This window comes from Ignavibacteriales bacterium, from assembly GCA_020635255.1.
Classification (GTDB): Bacteria; Bacteroidota; Ignavibacteria; order Tepidaquicellales; family Tepidaquicellaceae; genus JAEYVS01.
On the sequence record JACKAC010000002.1, the window covers coordinates 625,057 to 644,380 of the forward strand.

Consider the following 19,324-nt stretch of genomic DNA (forward strand, 5'->3'; position numbering starts at 1 on the left):
CCTTATTGCTAATTTAACTCAATACACTTCTTATTTCAATATAAATACAACTACTTTAGCAGTATCATTTTCTTTGTTTCAGAGTACGTATCGGTCACAAGGTTATAAAAATAAACTCCGCTAGCGAGGTTAGATCCATTAAATTGCGCATAATGCTCACCGGCTGACAGGTCGCTATTTATCAATACCGAGACAACCCTACCCAGTATATCATAAACCTTTAGAGATACTTTTGTTTGCCGGGGTATATTAAAAGTAATAACAGTGCTTGGGTTAAATGGATTCGGATAGTTTTGATTAAGCACGTAATCATCCGGATATGGAGAGTCGGGTTGATTATATGTATACTTGAATGCCCTATAGGATACATAGCCGGGGTCAAGTGACATTTCGTAAACAATCTTACCCAGGGGGGTAACCTCGGTTACGTTTGGCTGGGTAAAACCCCACCCAATTAGTGTGTTTCCGTTAGAAAGTCTCTGAGCATTTCCCATTGCAGGCGAGTGAACGGTTTTATCATGGTCAAACTGCCATACCAGAGTAGCAGTTTTATTTATCTCATCCAGTTCATACTCGATCACTCTGGAATAGTAAGGATCATGGAAATTACCATTATCAAACAATGTAATTCTTCCTGGAGCGATTCTTCGGGCATCATGTTGATGAGAAAATCTCCGATCGTCATTTACAAATGTAAACTGGTTTTTCTTTCCTCCTAATCTCCAAATAATCTTTCCGGTTTTCCTGTCTATCTTTGTAATTTCGTCAAGGTGTCTGGAAGACACAAGCAAATTCCCGTCATAATCGGGTTCTATAGAATTTCCGTGGGCATAGTCGATTTTTGATGCGGTGAAATCTTCATGTGAGGCATCTGTAATCTCCATTTCTTCCCAACTTCTCCATTGGTACACTACATTTTTATCTTTGTCCAGTTCCTGTACTATCAATCCTGCAACCAGTGCATTTGTGTCGCCTCCTGTAACAATTTGACTCATGTCAACTTCAACAGTGTCATAGCCCATTATTAACATGTTACCATTACCGAGTACGAGTAATTCGTGAAGGTCTGTTGTATACCCATTCCCGCAGGAAACTGAATCGATTACATTAAAATTTGAATCGAGTATATAAAATAAACTTTTTGCTAAACTGCAATATGAATATGTTCCGTTTATCTGTTTTTTAAAATCTACACTCGGACCAAAGGTTGACTGTGACAATAAAAGCGATCCCGAGTTGTCGTAAATAGTCAGATAGGGGGTAAATGTTACAGTATCTCCCCTAAATCCGCTAATAAATATTCTGCCGTGTGAGGGATTTAGATTAACAGCTACATTGGCGTTTGGTTCGCTTCCCGGATCATCAACATCATTATTGAATAATTTGAAATCGATTTTGCTGTATGGAATGCGTGTTTCGTAGGGATCGAAGTTCGTAAAATCCACTACGGTGCGTGGATTTCTAACATTGAATGAAAATGAATACTGATTGATCGTATTTCCTGATATAGTTCCTAAGCCTGCACCTATATTCACATTGACTGTTTCTGAATTATTAAATGGAATATCCGGCTTGAATATTAAAGTATTTCCATCCTTTGCCAAAAATAGCATACCCGTATGTGATCCACTTGTACTGCCGGTAACACTAACAATGGAATTATCTATTGTTGCTTGGTTTATTTCTTCAAAAACCGAAAATATGATTGTTTCATTAACTGTACAATTATTCGCGTTTGATTGTGGAGAGTGATATACGATGTCTATATTATCAGCATATGAAAAGTGAGAGGAAATTAATAAGACAAATAGGGAGATAAAAAGTCCTTTCATACTAAAAAATTTTATGGTTTATTAATTTGACATTCTTTTAAAAGAATTGTTTAAAATTCCCCCTACTTTAAAAGAACCATCTTTTTTGTTTCTACAAAACCGCTAGCGATCAGTTTGTAGAAATAAACTCCACTCGAAAGATTTTGTGCATTCCACAATATGTTATAATTACCTGGATTAAGTTCCTGGTTGACGAGTTTCGCTACTTCCCGTCCCAGTATATCATATATATATAATTTTACATTCGATTGTAAAGGTATATTAAAGCTTATCGTTGTTGCCGGGTTAAACGGATTAGGATAATTTTGTCCAAGATTATATGTCTCTGGAATCGGATTTTCCGGCTGATCAAAAGTAAATCTAAATGCCCTGTAACACCAAAGCGAATCCGGATTTGCCATCTCAAAAAGGATATTACCCTGTGGGTCAACTTCCGTAATATTTGGGTAACCGGCGGCTCCCCAGCCAATTACAGTATTGCCGTTAGGTAGCCTCTGGGTATTACCCATTGCAAATGCAAAGACCTCTTTATTATGATCAAATTGCCATACAAGTGTAGCAGTTTTATTTACTTCGTCAAGTTCGTATTCGACTGCTCTTGAATAGGGCGGGCTGTGGAAATTACCGTTGTCGAAAAGTGTTATACGCCCCGGGGCTATTCTTCTGGCATCATGCTGATGAGAAAAACCTATCGGATCATTTATAAATGTGAACTGGTTTTTCTTTCCGCCCAGTCTCCACATGATATCGCCCGTAATGCGGTTTATTTTAATGATTTGGTCCGTATGTCGGAATGAGCAGATTAAATTTCCGTCGTAATCATATTCAAGTGAGTTACCGTGAACATAGTCCAATTTTGGTGCTGTCATGTTTTCATGAGTAGCTTCTGTTATCTCCAGATGATCCCAACTTCTCCATTGAAATATGACATTCTTATCATTGTCCAGCTCCTGTATCACAAGCCCTAATACCTGGCAATTTGTATCGCCTCCGGGAACGATCTTACTCATGTCTATTATTACCGGGTCATAGCTCATCAATACAAAATGCCCGTTGTCAAGAAATTGCAGATCATGCTGATCCGTTTCATATCCATTTCTGCAATAAAAAGAGTCAATGAAATTAAGGTCGGTGTCAAACATGTAATAATTGCTTGTCTTGACATTATTGTAAACGAACCTGTCTGCGCCGATCTTCTTGAAATCCGTTGCATAAGGCTCGATCCTTTTGTAATAGTATACGTCGCCTGAATTTTCGAATATTATCAGATATGGATTAGGTGTTATTGTAATATCATCTTCTTGAGGATACTGTATTGATTCCTCATGGTTATTCCCTCCATTAAAATTCGCCATGTTAAAGTTCGTAAAAAATAACCTGCCGTATGATGGGTTAAAATTATTTACTATACTGATCCGGGGAAAGTCAGCCGGTAGGGGATCATCTAAATTGTTTTGGTAAAATAGCGGTCTATAAGTCTTGCCTTCAAATTCCGATTGGAAAGAATTAAACGGTCGAATCTGGTCAGGGTTATCTCTAATTATAAATGTGATCGACTTTGGGTTAAGATTTTCTCCGTCTGTAGTTTTAATACCATTGTTGATATTAACTGTCACGGTGTCCGACCACATAAAGTAAGAACTTGGCTTAAAGATTATAGTCTTACCGTCACTCGATAAAAAAGTAGTACCGGTGTAATTGTTTTTCAATCTGCCTGACACATTGATGATACCGCTGGTACTTATGGTGCTTTCATTGATCGGTTTATTTGCCGAAATTATAATTGTTTCTTCCGGGCGAAGGTACTTTGCGCCATCTATTGGAGAAGTGTAAACAATTTCAATGTTATCTGAATAGCAAATATTAACACTGACTAGTATTAATATTGTAATTAAGGGAGTAATAATGCTATATCTCAATTTTCCTTATAAAGTTCATGATTTCGTTAAGATTTATTAACATAGACTTTAAGCGGAAAATATTAAAGAGAAAATATTATACCATATAAAAAAAGCGGCTATAAGCCGCTAAGGAGGTGAGGATCTACTGCTTTTGTTTCTCTATTGAATTAAAATACCCGTTTTGCGAAAAGGAAAGTTTTATTGTAAAAATCGTCGTTTAAAGATGCGATCGCCACTCCTGTCCGGGATCCGGAATGTACAAATAATCCTTCGTCCAGGTAAATGCCGACATGTGATACATGTCCTTTATCCATTGTATCAAAGAAAATCAGATCTCCCAGGCTTACGTCATCCAGATCTATCTGATTGCCTATTTTAGACTGCTCAAGAGAAGTCCTCGGTAGCTTTACACCAAGTGCCATATTCATAACAGTCTGTACAAAAGAAGAGCAATCGATACCATCTTTTGATTCGCCTCCCCAGAGGTATGGAGTATGCAAGTATTCTTTTACTCTGTCCATTAGCTCATCCATTTCTCCCGATGAGAGGTTTCTGAACTTCTTCTTCTTTAGTACATCTAGTATCTGCTCGTCAGTCTTGCCGGTATATGAGGTACCCTTAAAAGTCTTGGTTTCTTCTTTCTTATTATACTTTTCTTCAGATCTTTCTTCACTCTCCCTCTTTTCTTTACGCATTCTCTCGAGGGCTTCCTCTCTATATGCAGAGCATCCGGCTAAACCGATTAGAAGGGTGATACCTAGAAGTAATAATATTGTTTTAGTTTTATACATTACATAAGTCATAAAATAAAGCACAGATACTAGTATTAAGCTAACTTCAGAGTAAAAATACTACAATCTGGGATATATGTCAAGTAGATTTTTGGGGGTAATGAAAATTTTATGTAGGGATGCAAATATGGCTAAATATAAATAAAAACATCTATTTCACTTCTCGTATGATCTTTATAACCTTATATACGTGGGCAACGTCCCTCTTTTTATGCACAGTTGGTGGAAATTTCGTGTTTATTGAGTAAAGCATAATATGCGAATCATCCAGCTCGTAGTACAATTTTGCATTTGCCTCGTAATTATCCGGTTCTGTTTTAAAGCTTACCACTACGGTCGCCTTGTTTTTAATTTTTGTTTCGTCATCTATACATAATATATAATCCTTAGGATTAATAAAGGGAGACATGGATTCCCCTTCGGCTATAAGGACAAACGGATTCTTGTACCGCGCAACATTATCAATGAGTATGTGTTCTAGATCTAATGCATTATTATTTATCTGAGCTGTGATGGGAATGCCGCATTCGACCTTTCCGAGTACTGCCACGTGCCTGGCTTTTGAGTCACCTTCGACCTCATTACTTACACCCACCGGGTTTCCATATAGATAGTCCAGGGGTACATTAAAATATTTTGCGATAGAATTTACCACATTTGTATCCCATTTTGCCCTGTTTTTCAAATAATTAAAAAGAGTGTCTATCTTTATGCCCAGATCATATGCCAGCTTCTTTTGAGTGACCGAACTTTTGCCTAGTAAAGCATAAACATTTGTGGAGATAGTCTTGTTTATATCCATAGTAGTAATTACGTTTTTTGTGACTTGACAAACCGTACAAATTACGGTAGATTGTATTACGAAGTTCACGTAATATTTACCTTCAATATAGAGAAAAATACGGTTAAAGCAAATCCAAAACAGTAAATATTACGAAAGCATAATTTAAGTCAAAATGAAACTACCACCCGAAAAACTAGCTGAATTGCAGGCTGAGCGCGACTGGATACTCTGGAAAATGGAGGAAAGCAAGAAATGGAAACTTACCGGCGATAGTGAGTTTTCATATTCGTGGGATCCCGAAGAGTATCACGCCGATAAAAACCGGCTTAGTGAAATTAAGAAATTACTCAAACCAATTAGATCAGGCAATAATGGACATTAAGGAGATCACTGCAAGGTCATACGATCCGATAGTTGGATCATGTATTCTATCGATAAGGCGAATTAAAGATGATCCGGCAAAAGAAAGTGATGCTTGTTTTAAATCTTATCTTATAAAACTAATTCATTCTTAAAGTTTGTAAATATGAAACAAAGCAAATCTGAAAAGAGAGTTAGATCTCTTTGTAAAGCTCTGGATACAAAAGCTGAACTGCTTGCGATCGAGGAAGAGCTTAAACACATTGGTATGCTCATAAGAAATCTTCCACGCAAAAAGAGGAAATTGTCAGGAAGATATAATGAGCTCTCTGATATGTATAACAAGATAATCGAATTGGAGAAACTCCCTTTGAGAAAGCTTATTTAAAAATTTTTTAAAATTTTAAACACACAACTACCATGCAGCATCGTCTCGAAGAAACCGCCGGAATTTTAATAAAAGCCTTTTTCCATGGTCACCTGGTTCATGGGGAACCCTGTGCCTGCGCAGTTGGAAATATGTGCAATGGCAATCCATACTGGATAAATGTGATAAACGGCACACACCAGCAGATATACCACAAAGTTGCCAACAAACTTATCCCGGAATATGTGAGATATACACCGGAGGAATTAATGCGTATCGAGTATGAATTTGAAGGACGCGAGGACCGCAACGGTCATCACCTGCCTACCTTGTTTAAAGACAATGACCCGGACGGTTTCGAAGGTCTGACCCGCGTATTCAATATCCTGTGCAATGAAATTGATAAAGGTTACTTTGAGCTGCCAGAACGTATTAACATTATAGATCTTGTAGCTCAGGAAAAGGAAAATTGGAGGTAGTTGATTGCCATAATTATTTATGGTATATTATCCCTATGAGATACGAGACCTTCGAGCCTGTTGAAGTGATCGCCCACTTCGATCACACACGGGTAAATATTATAAGATTTAAACGCAAAAACACTATTTACAAAGTTACCACGTTTGTAAATAAGTGGCGTCTAAAGGAAGGGGGCAACCCGGTTACACACTTTGTGGTGGAATGCAAAGATCAAAAGGTCATATGCGAGCTTGCCTTTTATCATGAGAATTTTAAATGGGAGCTGATACAATATGATCACCTGGAATGAACTGGTTTTCTCGAATTGTTTTGAATTAGTTATTTATTTATGTTAATATTGAAAAATCAAAGCAACTAATCCAGGATGTGATGAGAAAATTGTTCGTGTTTGCTCTTGTGATTCTTTTATCCATGCCGGCGCTCAGTGGCTGCGGAGGTAGTGACGAAGGCGATCCCCCTTCCTTTTCCGAAAGGATGATCGATATACTTACCCTCCTAAAAGGATCCGCTGTTAATTATAACGAAGTGGAAAAGTCGGATGTAAAACCCTATCTCGAGAAAACTATTATAAGCATAGACGAAGCAATAGGACTGCTGAGAAATTACCAGTCGGATGAAGAAATTCCGGATGAATTTTTGAATGAAATATCTGCCGTGGTGATCAGGGCTTCGGAAAGTGTCAGGGAAGCCTCTTTGAGATCGGATGCAAAGGACGATAGGTACGAGCTTCTTGTAAAAGCATTAAACTACGTAGCAGACCGATTGGTCATTACATAAGAACTTCCTCTATAAGTAAAATAATATGGTTATGGGAAAGACAACTTGATGTCTTTCCCTTTTTATTTTGTCAAGTTTATTGGGATGATATTATATGTAGGGAAAACAAAAAATATTAATTATGTAAAAAAAACGGGATTTTGTAAATCGTTTTTTTTGTTTATATTTTTGCATATTTCTCATTTCTTACCTCCAATTACCAACCGAAGACACTCTGTAGTGGTAGGCAGAGTGTCTTTTTTTATGTTATTTTGACTACATTCGTAACGATTTTCCACCCATAAAATTGGGCTTTCCGGGAAATCTTCCCTCAAAAAACAGCCTAAATTCCGGTTACTTTTTGAAAAAAAATTCTTTGCTGTGGGTACCGCATAATACTATCTTTGTAGTAAATCGATTAAGATTTTATCAGGTGTTTCGTTCTTTATCCTTATAGAAGGTTGAGTGAAAAAGATTTACCCCTCGGCTTATTAACATAAGCCTCACTAAAGCAGTACCGGTTTTCCGGCACTGCTTTTTTTTATGGAAAATCTATTTTTCGCTCATTTTGATGAAATCTTCCCAGTATTTTTCCGGGACAGGCATGACGGAGACGCGGGGGAGACGGACGAGGTCATACTGGGCATACTTATTTATAGCTTTGACCTCTTTTAAAGTGACGGGGCGTTTAAGCTTTTTCTTCGGTTTGATATCGAATACAACCAACTTCTCGTTCTTTTGCTTTGGGTCAGGATAGGGATCGGACGTTACGGTCGCTATTCCGACCATTTGTTTCTCATCGCCGGTATGATATACGAATACAAGGTCGCCTTTCTTAATGCTCCTTATGTGCCTCAGTGCTGTGGGATTTGCAACACCGTCCCAGACAGTCTTCTTGTCTTTTACGAGGTCATCGTATGAATAAACGGAAGGTTCTGTTTTTAAAAGCCAGTATGCCATATAATTATAATTTAGATTTATTCCTGTATCGTCATTTTAGCGTACTTCAGTATGATCTTCTTTAGTCCCACGTCGTCGAAGTATATCTCCGCTCTTTTATCCAGTCCCTTGCCGTCCGTCGAAAGCACCGTTCCCTTGCCGTAGGTATTATGATTTACGTGTACGCCTTCCTTTACTTCAGGGAATTTGTCGTCATTCTCGAAATTGTAGTTCTTCCTTCTATTACCGTTTCCGTTTGAGCCGTAGTATTCATAGCGGATTGCGCTCGGCTGTGAAGAAGATTTTGGTTTGCCTTTGGATTTTACATAGCCGGATTTGAGGTTCAATCCGTCATGCTCGAAATCGCTAGATATATGTTCCGAGATCTCTTTGATAAATCGTGATTTCATCTGATATGAGGGCGTTCCAAACCTATACCTCTGGTTGGAATGGCTCAGGTATAGTCTCTGCTCGGCACGCGTGATAGCGACGTAGAAAAGCCGTCTTTCCTCTTCCAGCTCATCTTCGGAAAGTGTAGCTCCGCCGACAGGGAATAGTCCCTCCTCCAGTCCGGTGATGAATACGACCGGGAATTCCAGCCCCTTTGCCGAGTGAATTGTCATAAGGGTTACGGCGTTCTTTTTGTCATCCAGCGTGTCTATATCCGCAACCAGTGAAACCTCCTGCAGGAAGTTCTCCAGCGTGGGCTCTTCCGCTATATCGTCAAATTCCGCTATTGCGGAGATCAGCTCCTGTACGTTATTTATCCTTTCATCCGCTTCCAGCGTGTTTTCTGCCTTTAGAGACCTTAATATCCCGACTTCGTCTATAATTGTCCGGGTAACTTCCGACAGACCCATTTCCTTTTCCAGGGATATGTATTTATCGACGAATTCCGTCAGCCACAGCAGTTTATTTCTTATCTTTGGAGTTAGCGCTTCCAGCAGGTCCTTATTCTGAAGCACGTCATACATCTGCACTCCCTCCGATTCCGCTGTCATTTTTAACTTATCTATTGTGGTTTTCCCGATTCCTTCCCTTAGATTGAGGACCCGGATAAGAGCCTCGTTATCACGCGGATTTACGATAGCTTTAAAGTGACATAATATATCTTTGATCTCTTTTCTTTGATAGAATCTTACACCTCCTACTATTATATACGGGATGCGGTTATCTCTCATCGAATCTTCCAGCACCCTCGATTGCGCGTTCGTTCTATATAGGATGACGAAGTCTTTGAAGTTAAGCTTCTTCTTTTGTATTTCATCCAGGATACAGCGCGCGATGCGCAGTGCTTCATCCCTGTCTGTCATTGTCTCCATCATCTTCACCGGCTCGCCGTCATGATTTTCAGTCCACAGCTCTTTTGATATCTGGTGAGTATTCCTTTTTATAACGTCGTCTGCCAGCGATAATATCTTTTTTGTGGAGCGGTAATTTTGTTCCAGGCGGAATAGCTTCCTCTCGGGAAAGTCCGATTCAAAATCGAATATGTTTTGTATCTCTGCGCCCCTCCATTTGTATATCGACTGCGCGTCGTCACCTACGACCGAAACGTTCTTATGTTTTTGCGAAAGCATCTTTACTATTAAATACTGCGCGCGGTTTGTGTCCTGGTACTCATCGACAAGTATATACTTGAACCTGTCACTGTAATTTTCCAGCACTTCCTCATACACTTTGAATAATTCTATCGGTTTTATAAGCAGGTCATCGAAGTCCATGGAATTGTTTTTCTGGAGAGCTTTTTGGTATGGCTCATATACCATATCTACCTTCTGCTCAAAGAAAGTCCTTGCCGACATAGAAAATTCCTGTGGCAGTATAAGCTTGTTTTTTAAGTTACTTATCTGCGAATGAATTGCTTTTGGTGAAGGATTTTCCGTTGGAATACCGATTTCGTTCATTATCTGTCTGACCAGGCTGACCGAGTCGTCGGAATCGTATATTGTGAAGTTTCTTGTGTATCCTATCTTCTCCGCTTCGATCCTCAGCATACGCGCAAAGATAGAGTGGAAGGTTCCCATCCATATCTTTTGTGAATCTTCACCCGCAAGTCCGGCTATACGGTCTTTCATTTCATTTGCCGCCTTGTTGGTAAATGTAAGTGCGAGTATTTCGAATGGACTTATCCCTGAGTTTATTAGATGTGCTATCTTGTAAGTGAGGACTCTTGTTTTTCCGCTTCCCGCACCCGCAATGATCATGCATGGACCGTCTATCTGTTCGACTGCATTTCTTTGTTCGGGATTGAGAACGTTTAGATCCAGGGACATATTAAAATCTTAAAATCGGTTTATAACTCTTCCTGAATCTAAGATAATTAAATTTTCAGTGATAGTAAATTTAAAACTTTTCTTCTTGATGTATAATTTCCTTTCCGGCAGTGCTCAGGACTTTTTTACCGCGGCTTCGAGGTCACTCATATACAGATCTTCCTTTTGCTTCATCTGTGCCCTATAGTCTGTCAATCGGGCATCGACCGTACCCGGTACGGCTAGAAAATCATCGGCGGTTTTATGATTCTCACTGCTTATTCTGTATAGTATGCGGGTGAGATCGAGATTATTGGGATTTTCTTTTCGCAGGTCTTCCAGGTCGGTAAGATAGGCTGTTGTGAAATCCAGGTATCCCGGAAAAAGGTCTGACATTGAAAGGTAGCTGTCGGAATATGCCGATTTTAAGCGATTATATAACCCATCGATTATTTCTATATATATTGACACGGCTTTTGTCTTTACCTCTTCTATTTCCATCGGTTGGGCGAATTGCTCGGCATTGTTAATATAAGCTTTTATTTCAGCAAGGTAATCGTTATAGGCAGTGAATGCCGTTTTTATCGAGCCCGAATCATAATAATTCTTACCGCTGAATGCTTTGCCGATCTCTGCAAAGATCTGGTTCAGGTCTTTGAACTGCCCGGAAGTATTTCTGAGGTAAACAGTTCTACCGCTGGAAATATTAGCGGTTACTACATGGGAATTTCCATCGAAGCCCTGGATCACCTGTGTTCCTCCCGCGGGAGTATTCAATGAGGCGGTAATATTATTCAGCAATAGCTTTCCTGTTCCTTCTGCTCTGCCGAGCCATGCGCGCGCGACTTTTGCATCAACTTCGAGGACCTTTATATAGTAGTGAAGCCCTTCACTTACTTTATTCATTTTCATCGCCGAATCCGCAAGGATGAGCCAGTCGGGTATATCAGCTTCTGTATAGAGACGGACTGCTTCACGGACCCTCACGGTTGATTCACAAAACTCACACTTTACGAAATCCTTATCGTCCGGTACATTCAAAGAGGCTCCGCATGAAGGACATTTTACTGCTATAATGCTCATATCTTTTATTTTATGTTAGGAAATTACAATATTGACCGGATTTTTGCAAGAAGGGATTTTTCGTGTTGTTTTTAATTTTGTAATTTGAATATTCACTCACCAATTACTATTATTACTTAAACAACCTATAGAGAGGATTTATGAAGGGAAAAATTACCGCTTTTGTTATTATTCTTATCGCTTCAATTTGTGCTCCAATATCCGCACAGGTGAATTTAGATAAATTCGATTATGTTGTGGTACTGATGATGGAGAACCGCTCTTTTGATAATATGCTCGGCTACCTCTATGAGAACGGTATTCCGCCGGGGCAAAACTTCAACGGGGTTTTTGATAAGAATCTCAGTAACCCTATTCCGCCGTATGCGGATTCATCGGAATTTGTAGATAGCGTTTATGTCCATAAAGAATATGTAATGACAAATCCAAACCCCGATCCGGGTGAAGAATATCCGCATATCAATACACAGCTTTTTGGGACGGTGATACCGGATACTAACAGATTTCTTTCGGTATCCAATATGCTTCCGCCCTATAATCTCCCGTTTCCATTACCCGCTGTATATCCGCTTAACGGTGCGGTACTGGATTACGTGAATACTTTCCGCAACGGAGCCGGGCGTTTCCCGGAATATTATGAGTACAAGATAATTATGGGCTGTTTCCCGCCCGATGCAGTCCCTGTGATAAGCACGCTTGCAAAGAGTTTTGTCGTTTGTGATAACTGGTATTGCGGAGTTCCAAGCCAGACATTCTGCAACCGGTCATTTTTCGACGCGGCATCTTCGTGGGGATATGTGAACAATTCCCCTTATGAGAAGTGGCTGGTGAATTTTTCGACGACTATTTATGACAGGTTCCAGGACGCGGGTATTTCATGGAGAATATACTTCGATCCGATAGACATCATTCCTCTTTCACTATTGGTGCATTTCCCGAGGCTGGTAAAATATACCACCACTAACTTTGCTTACATGGACCGCTTCAAAAAAGATGTGAGAGACGGAACACTCCCGAAATATTCCTTTATAGAACCGAGATTATTTATAAAGCATAACGATGAACATCCGCCGGATTCGTTGTTCGGAAACTTCTTCACACCGTCCAACGTGCTTGCCGGAGAGATATTAATAAACGATGTATATACGGCAATAAAGAACTCAAACAGCACTACAGGTAATAACTGGAAGAATACACTGCTCCTTATTACATATGATGAACATGGTGGTACATACGACCACGTACAGCCGCCGCCGGCAATTCCGCCTTATGTCAATGCGCCTGCAGGCGAAATGGATTTTACCTTTAACCGCTCCGGCAGAAGAGTGCCGGCAGTCTTTGTTTCTGCGTATATAGATTCCAATACTGTCTATAATGATACACTGCGCCACAGCTCGATGATAAAGACAATGTGTGAAAAATACGGTATGCCGAATATCACCTTGAGAGACCTCAGCGCGCCGGACTTCCTGGGAATATTTAACCGCTCCACCATACGCGACGTAAGTACATGGCCTACCCCAAAACCGAGGGCGCTTCCTTACGATGCCGATAAGAACTTTTATCTTAATTTTCCTTTAACTGAATTTCAGGAAGATTTTATTGGGCTGGCTGCCGCTATTGAAAAAATGTCCCCGCCCCTTGGTATAAAGACGACAAAGGATGCGATCGAATATCTGCAGGGATTTAAACAACGGCTGAAGATCAAATTTATGGGGGACTTATGAGAAAAGTTTTGATAATATTATGCATGTTTTTTACACAATCACTCTTTTCTCAAAATATTATTAAATGGGAGGAGAGCTTCGACGGGGATTTTTTCAGCCTGGGTTGGAAATACGTTAACCGTGATTCCAGCGGTGGTCCCGTGATGCACGTACTGCCTACGTTCGAATTCGTAACGCTGGGTACACAGGCACCTCAGAATGGTTCTAATTTCTGGAGGTTCAATTTTGAGGACGCTAACGCTTATGGGCTGACCGATGACTGGCTCATCACTCCTAAACTGGAGAATATTGTCGTGGGGGATTCGATAACATTTTGGTGCGGAGCTGTGGACAGGACATTCAAAGACACCCTATATATTACCGTTTCCACAGTGGATAATGTCCCATGGACTTTTGAAACCATCGACTTTTTTAAAGTGGACGGACCTGTCGGCTCATGGCATAAAAAAAGCTACGATCTTTCTAAATACGCCGGGCAGAATATCTACTTCGGTATCCAATACTTTCATAGGGCCGGGGGAGGCCTTGGAATTTCAACTGATCATGTATGGATTGACCACTATACGCTGACCGGACCCGGAACACCGCCGATAGTTGTCGATTCATACGAATTACAGCAGAACTTCCCGAACCCCTTCAACCCGGGCACGGAGATAGATTTCAGCATATTGGAAAATACGAACGTAACGCTTAAAGTATATAATACAGCAGGGGAGCTTGTAGCTACTCTTGTTGACGGCTTTATGACGACCGGAAAATACTCGGTGGATTTCGACGGCTCGGCTTTGGCGAGCGGGGTGTACTTTTATAAGCTTACTGCGGGAAGTTTTTCTGATACAAAAAAGATGACGCTTGTAAAATAATTGACGAAGAGATCACTCGTATTTTTTGATGAACTTCTCTATCGTGCTGTTGAAAGTGTCCGGGAAGTCCAGGTGTGCGTTATGTCCTGCGCCCTTCATGTGCTCGTAATAAAAATCCTCACGCCCTTCCATTATCTTTAATACCGGCTTAATGTAGATGTTGTATATATCATGCTGTCCGTGTATCAGCAGAAAGGGGAGTTTTACTTCCTTCAGTACGTTCAGATAGGAGAAGTTGCTCAGATTTACCATGCAGTGGCGCATTACTCTCCAGTTTATAAAAGGCACCACTTCATTCTTTAATATCCTTTTTGAGATCTCCGTCTTACCCGAAAATCTCGATATGACCTCGCCGGCAGTCGATGTGAGAGTCTTCTCCGGAAGCGCCCTCAGCGGTAATGTTCCCGCCAATGCTATCCATCCGGGTATCCTTATCTCGGCGGGTGATCCGCACGCCGTGAATGTTTTGAACTGATCCGCGTTCCTGCCGAGAAGCTCATAGCCTATTATTCCGCCCATAGAGTGCCCGACGTAATGAAACGAATCTAATCTGTATCTTTCTATTACTTCCGTTACGTCATCCGCCATCTCTTTCACGCAATATGAGTCCTGCGATTCGGGTTGCGGGCGTTCGGACCTTCCGTGACCTCTCATGGAGAGCGCGAATATCCTGTAATCTTTTTTGAAATACTCTATGCAGGGAGCGAAACTGTTCCGGTTTGATGCCAGTCCGTGGACGAAGATTATCGTGCGGTCGAGTTCGGGGTTAACTATTTGGTGGTCTATCATTCGTATATCCGTTTATTTACACACATTTCCTTATAACAAAATACTCATTTAAAAATTCGTCTATTTAGGAAAAACCCTTCTTAATGTACATTTTAGATGATTTCCCGGGTTTTCCGCCGTCGAAGTAGCCATATCGAGCGTATATTCCAGCATATCATCCTTTAATGTATATCTTCGGGATGAAGATATCATCTTGCTGTCATTTCCGTATAGTGTACTCCTAAACTCCGCTATAAGTTCATTTCCATTCGTGCTTACTTCGCCCTCCATTACCTCCACGCGTCCGTTACTTTGGGAATTAATCAAAAATAATTTTCCTTCCTTAAAAAGGATATAGCCGGCTTCCCAGTGAAGGAGCTTGCCGTCCCTCTCGTCGTCTGTATTATGAAGCACCTTCTGCTCGTAATGTATCACATCATTGTAATCATACTTTGCAAAAACCATCTCCTCCGTATAGCCGGTCGTATCTATTGTGGGGAATTGCGCCGTGCCCTTCCCGGTCCATTTACCGAGCAGGGGAGTGAGTTTGGGAATTAGATTTGAAGTAACCGTTTCCATCGGATTATTTTATCAATAAATTTAATTTTTATTTGGTACATTTTAAACTTAATAATACTTATTTTTTACTCTCATGAAGCGTAATCTCCTAAATCTTACATTATCCGAACTCACAGGCTATCTCGTCGAAGCCAAGGAGCAGAAGTTCCGCGCACGACAGATATTCGATTCCATTCATTCGAAAGGCGTCACGGAGATAGACGACATTATCGGAATACCCGGTTTGCTTAAGGCTAAGATGAAAGAAGAGTTCGAGATACCCGCGCTAAAGCTGGACAAGATAAGCGAGTCGGAGCTATACAATACGAAGAAATTCCTCTTCGAACTCCCCGGCGCGACCTCATCTAAGGTCACGGGCAATCTCAAGATAGAGACCGTACTCATTAACGAAGGCAGGAGGCATACCGTCTGCGTCTCCACGCAGGTAGGCTGTAACGTCGGATGCGAGTTCTGCGCGACTGGTAAGATGGGCTTCCAGAAGAATCTCGACGTAAGCCAGATAATCAACCAGGTGTATGGCGTTATCAAATGTACCGGTACCATACCGACCAACCTCGTCTTTATGGGAATGGGTGAGCCGTTCCTTAACTATGACAACATGCTAAATGCGCTTCAGATACTCACATCGGAATTCGGTTTACAAATTCCATCGCGAAAGATCACCGTCTCGACCGTGGGTTTCAAAGGAAAGATAAAAAAATTCGCGGATGACATCACCCTCCCGGAAAACACAAGCGTTAAAAATGTTAAGCTTGCGCTGTCGCTTCATTCGACTGACAATGGTATACGTGAAGCGATCATTCCTACGTCGGTAAAGAACCGCCTACCCGACCTATATGAGGAGCTTGTATATTTTTATAAGAAGACCGGCAATAAAGTTACATACGAATACATTTATTTCGACGGACTGAATGACACGGAGAACGACATTAAGCGTCTCGAAAAACTATCCCGCATGATACCCTGCAATATAAATATCATACCCTTTCATCCGATAGATTTTGAACTTGGCGGACCGCTTTCCCGCTACAATGCTCCGGATGACGGCTCTAAAGTCAAAACTAATTCTCTTTTAATTGAGAAAATAAATGATTTTATTGCTGAGTTGAGGGCTAGGGATGTTGTAGTTAACCTCAGATCCAGTAGTGGTGTGGACATTAACGCAGCTTGTGGTCAATTAGCAGTTACCGAAAACAAAGTATCATCCCTGTAATTAAATTTACCAAATTATTATTTATGCACCGACTTATTATTTTTGGTCCCCCCGGAGTTGGTAAAGGGACTCAGGCTAAACTATTAGCGCAAAAACTGGGGCTCAGACATCTTTCTACGGGTGATATTCTTAGAAAAGCCGTTTCCGACGAGACTGAACTCGGTTTAAAGGCAAAGGAGATCATGGATAAAGGCGACCTCGTACCGGATGAGATAATGATAGGGATCGTTGATGATGCGCTTACCGGCGAGGAAACCGGATTTATTCTCGACGGATTTCCGCGAACACTCGAGCAAGCTAAGGCTCTGGATGTGATATTCGAAAATAAAGGTTTTGACAATACAAAAGTTATTTCTTTAACCGCAGACGAAAGCGAGATAATCCGCAGAATGACCGGACGTGGCAGAAGCGATGATACTGAGGAAGCGATAAAAAATCGTCTCGGCGTTTACAATAATTCTACAGCCCCTGTTCTGGACTATTATAATGGAAAGGGGAATGTGCTGGATATTCATGGGATGGGCAAAATAGAGGACATAAACTCTAAGATTATAGAAGATATAGGTAAGTAGTTATTTGTTGCATGTTCTGATTGGCAACATATTATGCTGATTTTGCCCCTTAAAACTTGATTATCAAATTGTTATATGGTTTTTGTTTATTGATATTTTCGATATATTAATATATTTTAACAAACCAAAAATTTACTTGAAATATGCCAAAAGTAGAACTCGAACTCCTTCATGACGGCATAGCTGTCCTAAAGCCGAAGGGAAATTTCGTAGGTGGAGATGAAACTGACGAGCTTAAGGATGAGATTTCTAAACTTCAGGAACAGGGAAATAAGAAACTTATTATAGACTTGGGGGATGTACTTTACTTAAACAGTACCGCGCTCGGGGTATTGATCTCTGCACACGCAAACTACTCTAAAAGGGAAGGTACCATTAAGATCTGCCAACTCAATAAAAACCTTGAAAACCTTTTTGTAATCACAAAACTAGCTTTAATATTCGATTCATACGCTACATTAGATGAAGCCATTAAAAGCTTTTCCTAGGGCTGATTGGTTTTTACCGGCTATTCATAAAATATTACATATAAGTTTTTAAAAAGAATAATTTTAAAAAATATTTATTAATATTAAAACCTTTGACTAACCGAGGAGGTTTACTTTAAATGAAACAATCTGCATTTACAATAGTACTAGTTTTAATTGCGTTAGTAGTATCCGCCGTGGTTTTCATGTTTGTTTTCGGTAACCCCGCTAACTTCGATGAAACAGGTAAGGTTCCGTTAAACCTTATTGGGGCGATTTACTTAGGCGGACCTGTTGTTGTTGTTCTTATGGCTTTGAGTATTATGGTAATTACCTATACTATAGAGAGACAATTATCTCTTAATAAAGCTAAGGGAAAAGGTCCTATCGAACCATTCTTAAAGAAAGTACAAAACCTTCTCACTGACGGAGATGTTGAAGGCGCTATGGCAGAATGCGATAAGCAGAAGGGATCGATTGCCAATATTTTAAAACAAGGTCTCGAAAGATATCAGGTACTCGCTGGAAATCAACAGCTTGAAACCGAAGAGAGACTTCAGGAAGTACAGACTGCTATCGAAGAAGCTATGATGCTCGAAGTTCCGCTCCTTGAAAGAAACCTTGTGGCTCTTTCAACGATCGCTTCGGTATCGGTACTTGTTGGTCTTTTCGGAACGGTAGTTGGTATGATCAGGGCGTTCCAGGCTCTGGCTACTGCCGGTACTCCTAATGCCGCTGAACTTTCAGCTGGTATTTCTGAAGCGCTTATCAATACGGCTGGTGGTCTTTTTGGTGCTATTGTTGGTACGATCTCCTATAACGTTTACACAACAAAGGTTAGCAACATAACATATATGATTGACGAAGCTACTTATAATATGCTTCAGATTCTTGCTTTCAGGTCTAGGAAATCGGCTTAATTAGGCTAAGTTCGTATTTAATTGAAACCTATTTGTATTTATATAGGTTAAAATATAAAAAAGGTTATATAGGATATTAAAATGAAGAAATCCAGATCTACAAAGAAACCGGGTATTAATATTGACATGACTCCGCTTGTAGACGTTATCATGCTTCTGCTTACTTTCTTCATGCTAACTGCTACTTTTAAAGCGGCGGAATCAGAGATAGTTGAGGTAACACTTCCTAAATCCGTTAATACCGATTCTACAAGGCTTCCTGATCAGGACATAATGACTTTAACGCTTACTCCAAAAGGTGATATCTGGTTAGACGTGGATAGTTACGAAGTCCGAAAAGAAGTATTTGGTGATGCTTTTGGGATTGGTTTATTTCACCCGGATTCAACTTCTAAAAGTGAATTTGAAGAAACCGGTAAGGTTGGTGACCAAATGCTCAAAAGGACGGTTATAAAACTCGACAAAGCGGGCTTTGAAAAAGTAATGAATGACCTCAGGTTACAGCTTAAAAATAATTCCGATAATACAAGGGATTATAAGATCGTTGTAAAAGGTGACAAAGATACGAATTATGGCTTGGTTGAAGACCTGATGACTTCTCTTAAAGATTCCAGGAATACACGGTTTGCATTGGTAACTGACCTCAAACTTGAGGAATAGTTAATAG

Annotated in this window: 21 protein-coding genes; 12 read left to right on the forward strand and 9 right to left on the reverse strand. The window is 40.3% G+C overall.

Annotated features, from left to right (window positions below; all coding sequences use genetic code 11):
- Window positions 1-50: 50 nt before the first annotated feature.
- The 4 genes from H6614_10700 to H6614_10715 all read right to left on the reverse strand — a co-directional run bounded on the left by H6614_10700 (window position 51) and on the right by H6614_10715 (window position 5,326).
- Window positions 51-1,832: an aryl-sulfate sulfotransferase gene (locus H6614_10700; protein MCB9244134.1), complete on the reverse strand. Its 1,782-nt coding sequence runs from the start codon at window positions 1,830-1,832 to the stop codon at window positions 51-53.
- 62 nt (window positions 1,833-1,894) lie between these two features.
- Window positions 1,895-3,751 (reverse strand): aryl-sulfate sulfotransferase, encoded by a 1,857-nt coding sequence (locus tag H6614_10705; protein ID MCB9244135.1) that lies wholly within the window; start codon window positions 3,749-3,751, stop codon window positions 1,895-1,897.
- 149 nt (window positions 3,752-3,900) lie between these two features.
- Window positions 3,901-4,524, reverse strand: coding sequence for a C40 family peptidase (locus tag H6614_10710; GenBank protein MCB9244136.1), 624 nt, complete (start codon window positions 4,522-4,524; stop codon window positions 3,901-3,903).
- 151 nt (window positions 4,525-4,675) lie between these two features.
- Window positions 4,676-5,326, reverse strand: coding sequence for a LexA family transcriptional regulator (locus tag H6614_10715; GenBank protein MCB9244137.1), 651 nt, complete (start codon window positions 5,324-5,326; stop codon window positions 4,676-4,678).
- A 154-nt stretch (window positions 5,327-5,480) separates the two neighbouring features.
- Here H6614_10715 and H6614_10720 point away from each other — a divergent pair, with 154 nt between their 5' ends.
- From H6614_10720 to H6614_10740, 5 genes are all read left to right on the forward strand, one after another.
- On the forward strand, window positions 5,481-5,690 hold the full coding sequence (locus H6614_10720; protein ID MCB9244138.1) for a hypothetical protein: 210 nt from the start codon (window positions 5,481-5,483) through the stop codon (window positions 5,688-5,690).
- A 144-nt stretch (window positions 5,691-5,834) separates the two neighbouring features.
- Window positions 5,835-6,056 carry a hypothetical protein gene (locus tag H6614_10725; protein ID MCB9244139.1) on the forward strand — a complete coding sequence of 74 codons (222 nt, stop codon included), beginning with the start codon at window positions 5,835-5,837 and terminating at the stop codon, window positions 6,054-6,056.
- 32 nt (window positions 6,057-6,088) lie between these two features.
- Window positions 6,089-6,514: a hypothetical protein gene (locus H6614_10730; GenBank protein ID MCB9244140.1), complete on the forward strand. Its 426-nt coding sequence runs from the start codon at window positions 6,089-6,091 to the stop codon at window positions 6,512-6,514.
- Window positions 6,515-6,549: 35 nt separating this feature from the next.
- Entirely contained in the window at window positions 6,550-6,804 is a 255-nt protein-coding gene (locus H6614_10735; protein ID MCB9244141.1) for a hypothetical protein, read from the forward strand.
- Window positions 6,805-6,884: 80 nt separating this feature from the next.
- Window positions 6,885-7,292 carry a hypothetical protein gene (locus tag H6614_10740; protein ID MCB9244142.1) on the forward strand — a complete coding sequence of 136 codons (408 nt, stop codon included), beginning with the start codon at window positions 6,885-6,887 and terminating at the stop codon, window positions 7,290-7,292.
- A 531-nt stretch (window positions 7,293-7,823) separates the two neighbouring features.
- Here the strand turns inward: H6614_10740 and H6614_10745 are convergent.
- The 3 genes from H6614_10745 to H6614_10755 all read right to left on the reverse strand — a co-directional run bounded on the left by H6614_10745 (window position 7,824) and on the right by H6614_10755 (window position 11,548).
- A complete protein-coding gene (locus H6614_10745) occupies window positions 7,824-8,231 on the reverse strand; it encodes an EVE domain-containing protein (protein ID MCB9244143.1) in 408 nt (135 codons plus the stop codon).
- A gap of 17 nt (window positions 8,232-8,248) precedes the next feature.
- Window positions 8,249-10,486, reverse strand: coding sequence for a UvrD-helicase domain-containing protein (locus tag H6614_10750; GenBank protein ID MCB9244144.1), 2,238 nt, complete (start codon window positions 10,484-10,486; stop codon window positions 8,249-8,251).
- Window positions 10,487-10,600: 114 nt separating this feature from the next.
- Window positions 10,601-11,548 (reverse strand): hypothetical protein, encoded by a 948-nt coding sequence (locus tag H6614_10755; protein MCB9244145.1) that lies wholly within the window; start codon window positions 11,546-11,548, stop codon window positions 10,601-10,603.
- Between the two features lie 140 nt (window positions 11,549-11,688).
- Between H6614_10755 and H6614_10760 the strand changes: the two genes are divergently transcribed.
- Both H6614_10760 and H6614_10765 read left to right on the forward strand, forming a co-directional pair.
- On the forward strand, window positions 11,689-13,275 hold the full coding sequence (locus tag H6614_10760) for a hypothetical protein (GenBank protein ID MCB9244146.1): 1,587 nt from the start codon (window positions 11,689-11,691) through the stop codon (window positions 13,273-13,275).
- Window positions 13,272-14,138 carry a T9SS type A sorting domain-containing protein gene (locus H6614_10765; protein ID MCB9244147.1) on the forward strand — a complete coding sequence of 289 codons (867 nt, stop codon included), beginning with the start codon at window positions 13,272-13,274 and terminating at the stop codon, window positions 14,136-14,138. Before H6614_10760 ends, H6614_10765 begins: the two co-directional genes overlap by 4 nt.
- A 12-nt stretch (window positions 14,139-14,150) precedes the next feature.
- On the opposite strand, the gene H6614_10770 is transcribed toward H6614_10765, so the two are convergent.
- The gene (locus tag H6614_10770) at window positions 14,151-14,927 is read right to left on the reverse strand and encodes an alpha/beta hydrolase (protein MCB9244148.1); all 777 of its coding nucleotides are present in this window, start codon (window positions 14,925-14,927) and stop codon (window positions 14,151-14,153) included.
- Window positions 14,928-14,987: 60 nt separating this feature from the next.
- Entirely contained in the window at window positions 14,988-15,485 is a 498-nt protein-coding gene (locus tag H6614_10775) for an FABP family protein (protein MCB9244149.1), read from the reverse strand.
- Between the two features lie 73 nt (window positions 15,486-15,558).
- Here H6614_10775 and H6614_10780 point away from each other — a divergent pair, with 73 nt between their 5' ends.
- The 5 genes from H6614_10780 to H6614_10800 all read left to right on the forward strand — a co-directional run bounded on the left by H6614_10780 (window position 15,559) and on the right by H6614_10800 (window position 19,317).
- The gene (locus H6614_10780; GenBank protein MCB9244150.1) at window positions 15,559-16,698 is read left to right on the forward strand and encodes a 23S rRNA (adenine(2503)-C(2))-methyltransferase RlmN; all 1,140 of its coding nucleotides are present in this window, start codon (window positions 15,559-15,561) and stop codon (window positions 16,696-16,698) included.
- Window positions 16,699-16,721: 23 nt separating this feature from the next.
- Window positions 16,722-17,270 carry an adenylate kinase gene (locus H6614_10785; protein ID MCB9244151.1) on the forward strand — a complete coding sequence of 183 codons (549 nt, stop codon included), beginning with the start codon at window positions 16,722-16,724 and terminating at the stop codon, window positions 17,268-17,270.
- A gap of 143 nt (window positions 17,271-17,413) precedes the next feature.
- Window positions 17,414-17,758, forward strand: a complete 345-nt coding sequence (locus H6614_10790; protein ID MCB9244152.1) for an STAS domain-containing protein — start codon at window positions 17,414-17,416, stop codon at window positions 17,756-17,758.
- Window positions 17,759-17,877: 119 nt separating this feature from the next.
- Window positions 17,878-18,657 (forward strand): MotA/TolQ/ExbB proton channel family protein, encoded by a 780-nt coding sequence (locus H6614_10795; GenBank protein ID MCB9244153.1) that lies wholly within the window; start codon window positions 17,878-17,880, stop codon window positions 18,655-18,657.
- A gap of 81 nt (window positions 18,658-18,738) precedes the next feature.
- Complete coding sequence (locus tag H6614_10800; protein ID MCB9244154.1) at window positions 18,739-19,317, forward strand: biopolymer transporter ExbD; 579 nt, start codon at window positions 18,739-18,741, stop codon at window positions 19,315-19,317.
- Window positions 19,318-19,324: the final 7 nt, after the last annotated feature.

Excerpts from the sequence above, each read along its gene's own strand:
- H6614_10740 (MCB9244142.1), top strand. The coding sequence starts at position 6,885 with ATGAGAAAATTGTTCGTGTTTGCTCTTGTGATTCTTTTATCCATGCCG.
- H6614_10800 (MCB9244154.1), top strand. The coding sequence starts at position 18,739 with ATGAAGAAATCCAGATCTACAAAGAAACCGGGTATTAATATTGACATG.
- H6614_10750 (MCB9244144.1), bottom strand. The coding sequence starts at position 10,486 with ATGTCCCTGGATCTAAACGTTCTCAATCCCGAACAAAGAAATGCAGTC.
- H6614_10760 (MCB9244146.1), top strand. The coding sequence starts at position 11,689 with ATGAAGGGAAAAATTACCGCTTTTGTTATTATTCTTATCGCTTCAATT.
- H6614_10785 (MCB9244151.1), top strand. The coding sequence starts at position 16,722 with ATGCACCGACTTATTATTTTTGGTCCCCCCGGAGTTGGTAAAGGGACT.
- H6614_10745 (MCB9244143.1), bottom strand. The coding sequence starts at position 8,231 with ATGGCATACTGGCTTTTAAAAACAGAACCTTCCGTTTATTCATACGAT.
- H6614_10730 (MCB9244140.1), top strand. The coding sequence starts at position 6,089 with ATGCAGCATCGTCTCGAAGAAACCGCCGGAATTTTAATAAAAGCCTTT.
- H6614_10700 (MCB9244134.1), bottom strand. The coding sequence starts at position 1,832 with ATGAAAGGACTTTTTATCTCCCTATTTGTCTTATTAATTTCCTCTCAC.
- H6614_10780 (MCB9244150.1), top strand. The coding sequence starts at position 15,559 with ATGAAGCGTAATCTCCTAAATCTTACATTATCCGAACTCACAGGCTAT.
- H6614_10725 (MCB9244139.1), top strand. The coding sequence starts at position 5,835 with ATGAAACAAAGCAAATCTGAAAAGAGAGTTAGATCTCTTTGTAAAGCT.
- H6614_10755 (MCB9244145.1), bottom strand. The coding sequence starts at position 11,548 with ATGAGCATTATAGCAGTAAAATGTCCTTCATGCGGAGCCTCTTTGAAT.
- H6614_10770 (MCB9244148.1), bottom strand. The coding sequence starts at position 14,927 with ATGATAGACCACCAAATAGTTAACCCCGAACTCGACCGCACGATAATC.
- H6614_10795 (MCB9244153.1), top strand. The coding sequence starts at position 17,878 with ATGAAACAATCTGCATTTACAATAGTACTAGTTTTAATTGCGTTAGTA.
- H6614_10790 (MCB9244152.1), top strand. The coding sequence starts at position 17,414 with ATGCCAAAAGTAGAACTCGAACTCCTTCATGACGGCATAGCTGTCCTA.
- H6614_10765 (MCB9244147.1), top strand. The coding sequence starts at position 13,272 with ATGAGAAAAGTTTTGATAATATTATGCATGTTTTTTACACAATCACTC.
- H6614_10775 (MCB9244149.1), bottom strand. The coding sequence starts at position 15,485 with ATGGAAACGGTTACTTCAAATCTAATTCCCAAACTCACTCCCCTGCTC.
- H6614_10720 (MCB9244138.1), top strand. The coding sequence starts at position 5,481 with ATGAAACTACCACCCGAAAAACTAGCTGAATTGCAGGCTGAGCGCGAC.
- H6614_10715 (MCB9244137.1), bottom strand. The coding sequence starts at position 5,326 with ATGGATATAAACAAGACTATCTCCACAAATGTTTATGCTTTACTAGGC.
- H6614_10735 (MCB9244141.1), top strand. The coding sequence starts at position 6,550 with ATGAGATACGAGACCTTCGAGCCTGTTGAAGTGATCGCCCACTTCGAT.
- H6614_10710 (MCB9244136.1), bottom strand. The coding sequence starts at position 4,524 with ATGTATAAAACTAAAACAATATTATTACTTCTAGGTATCACCCTTCTA.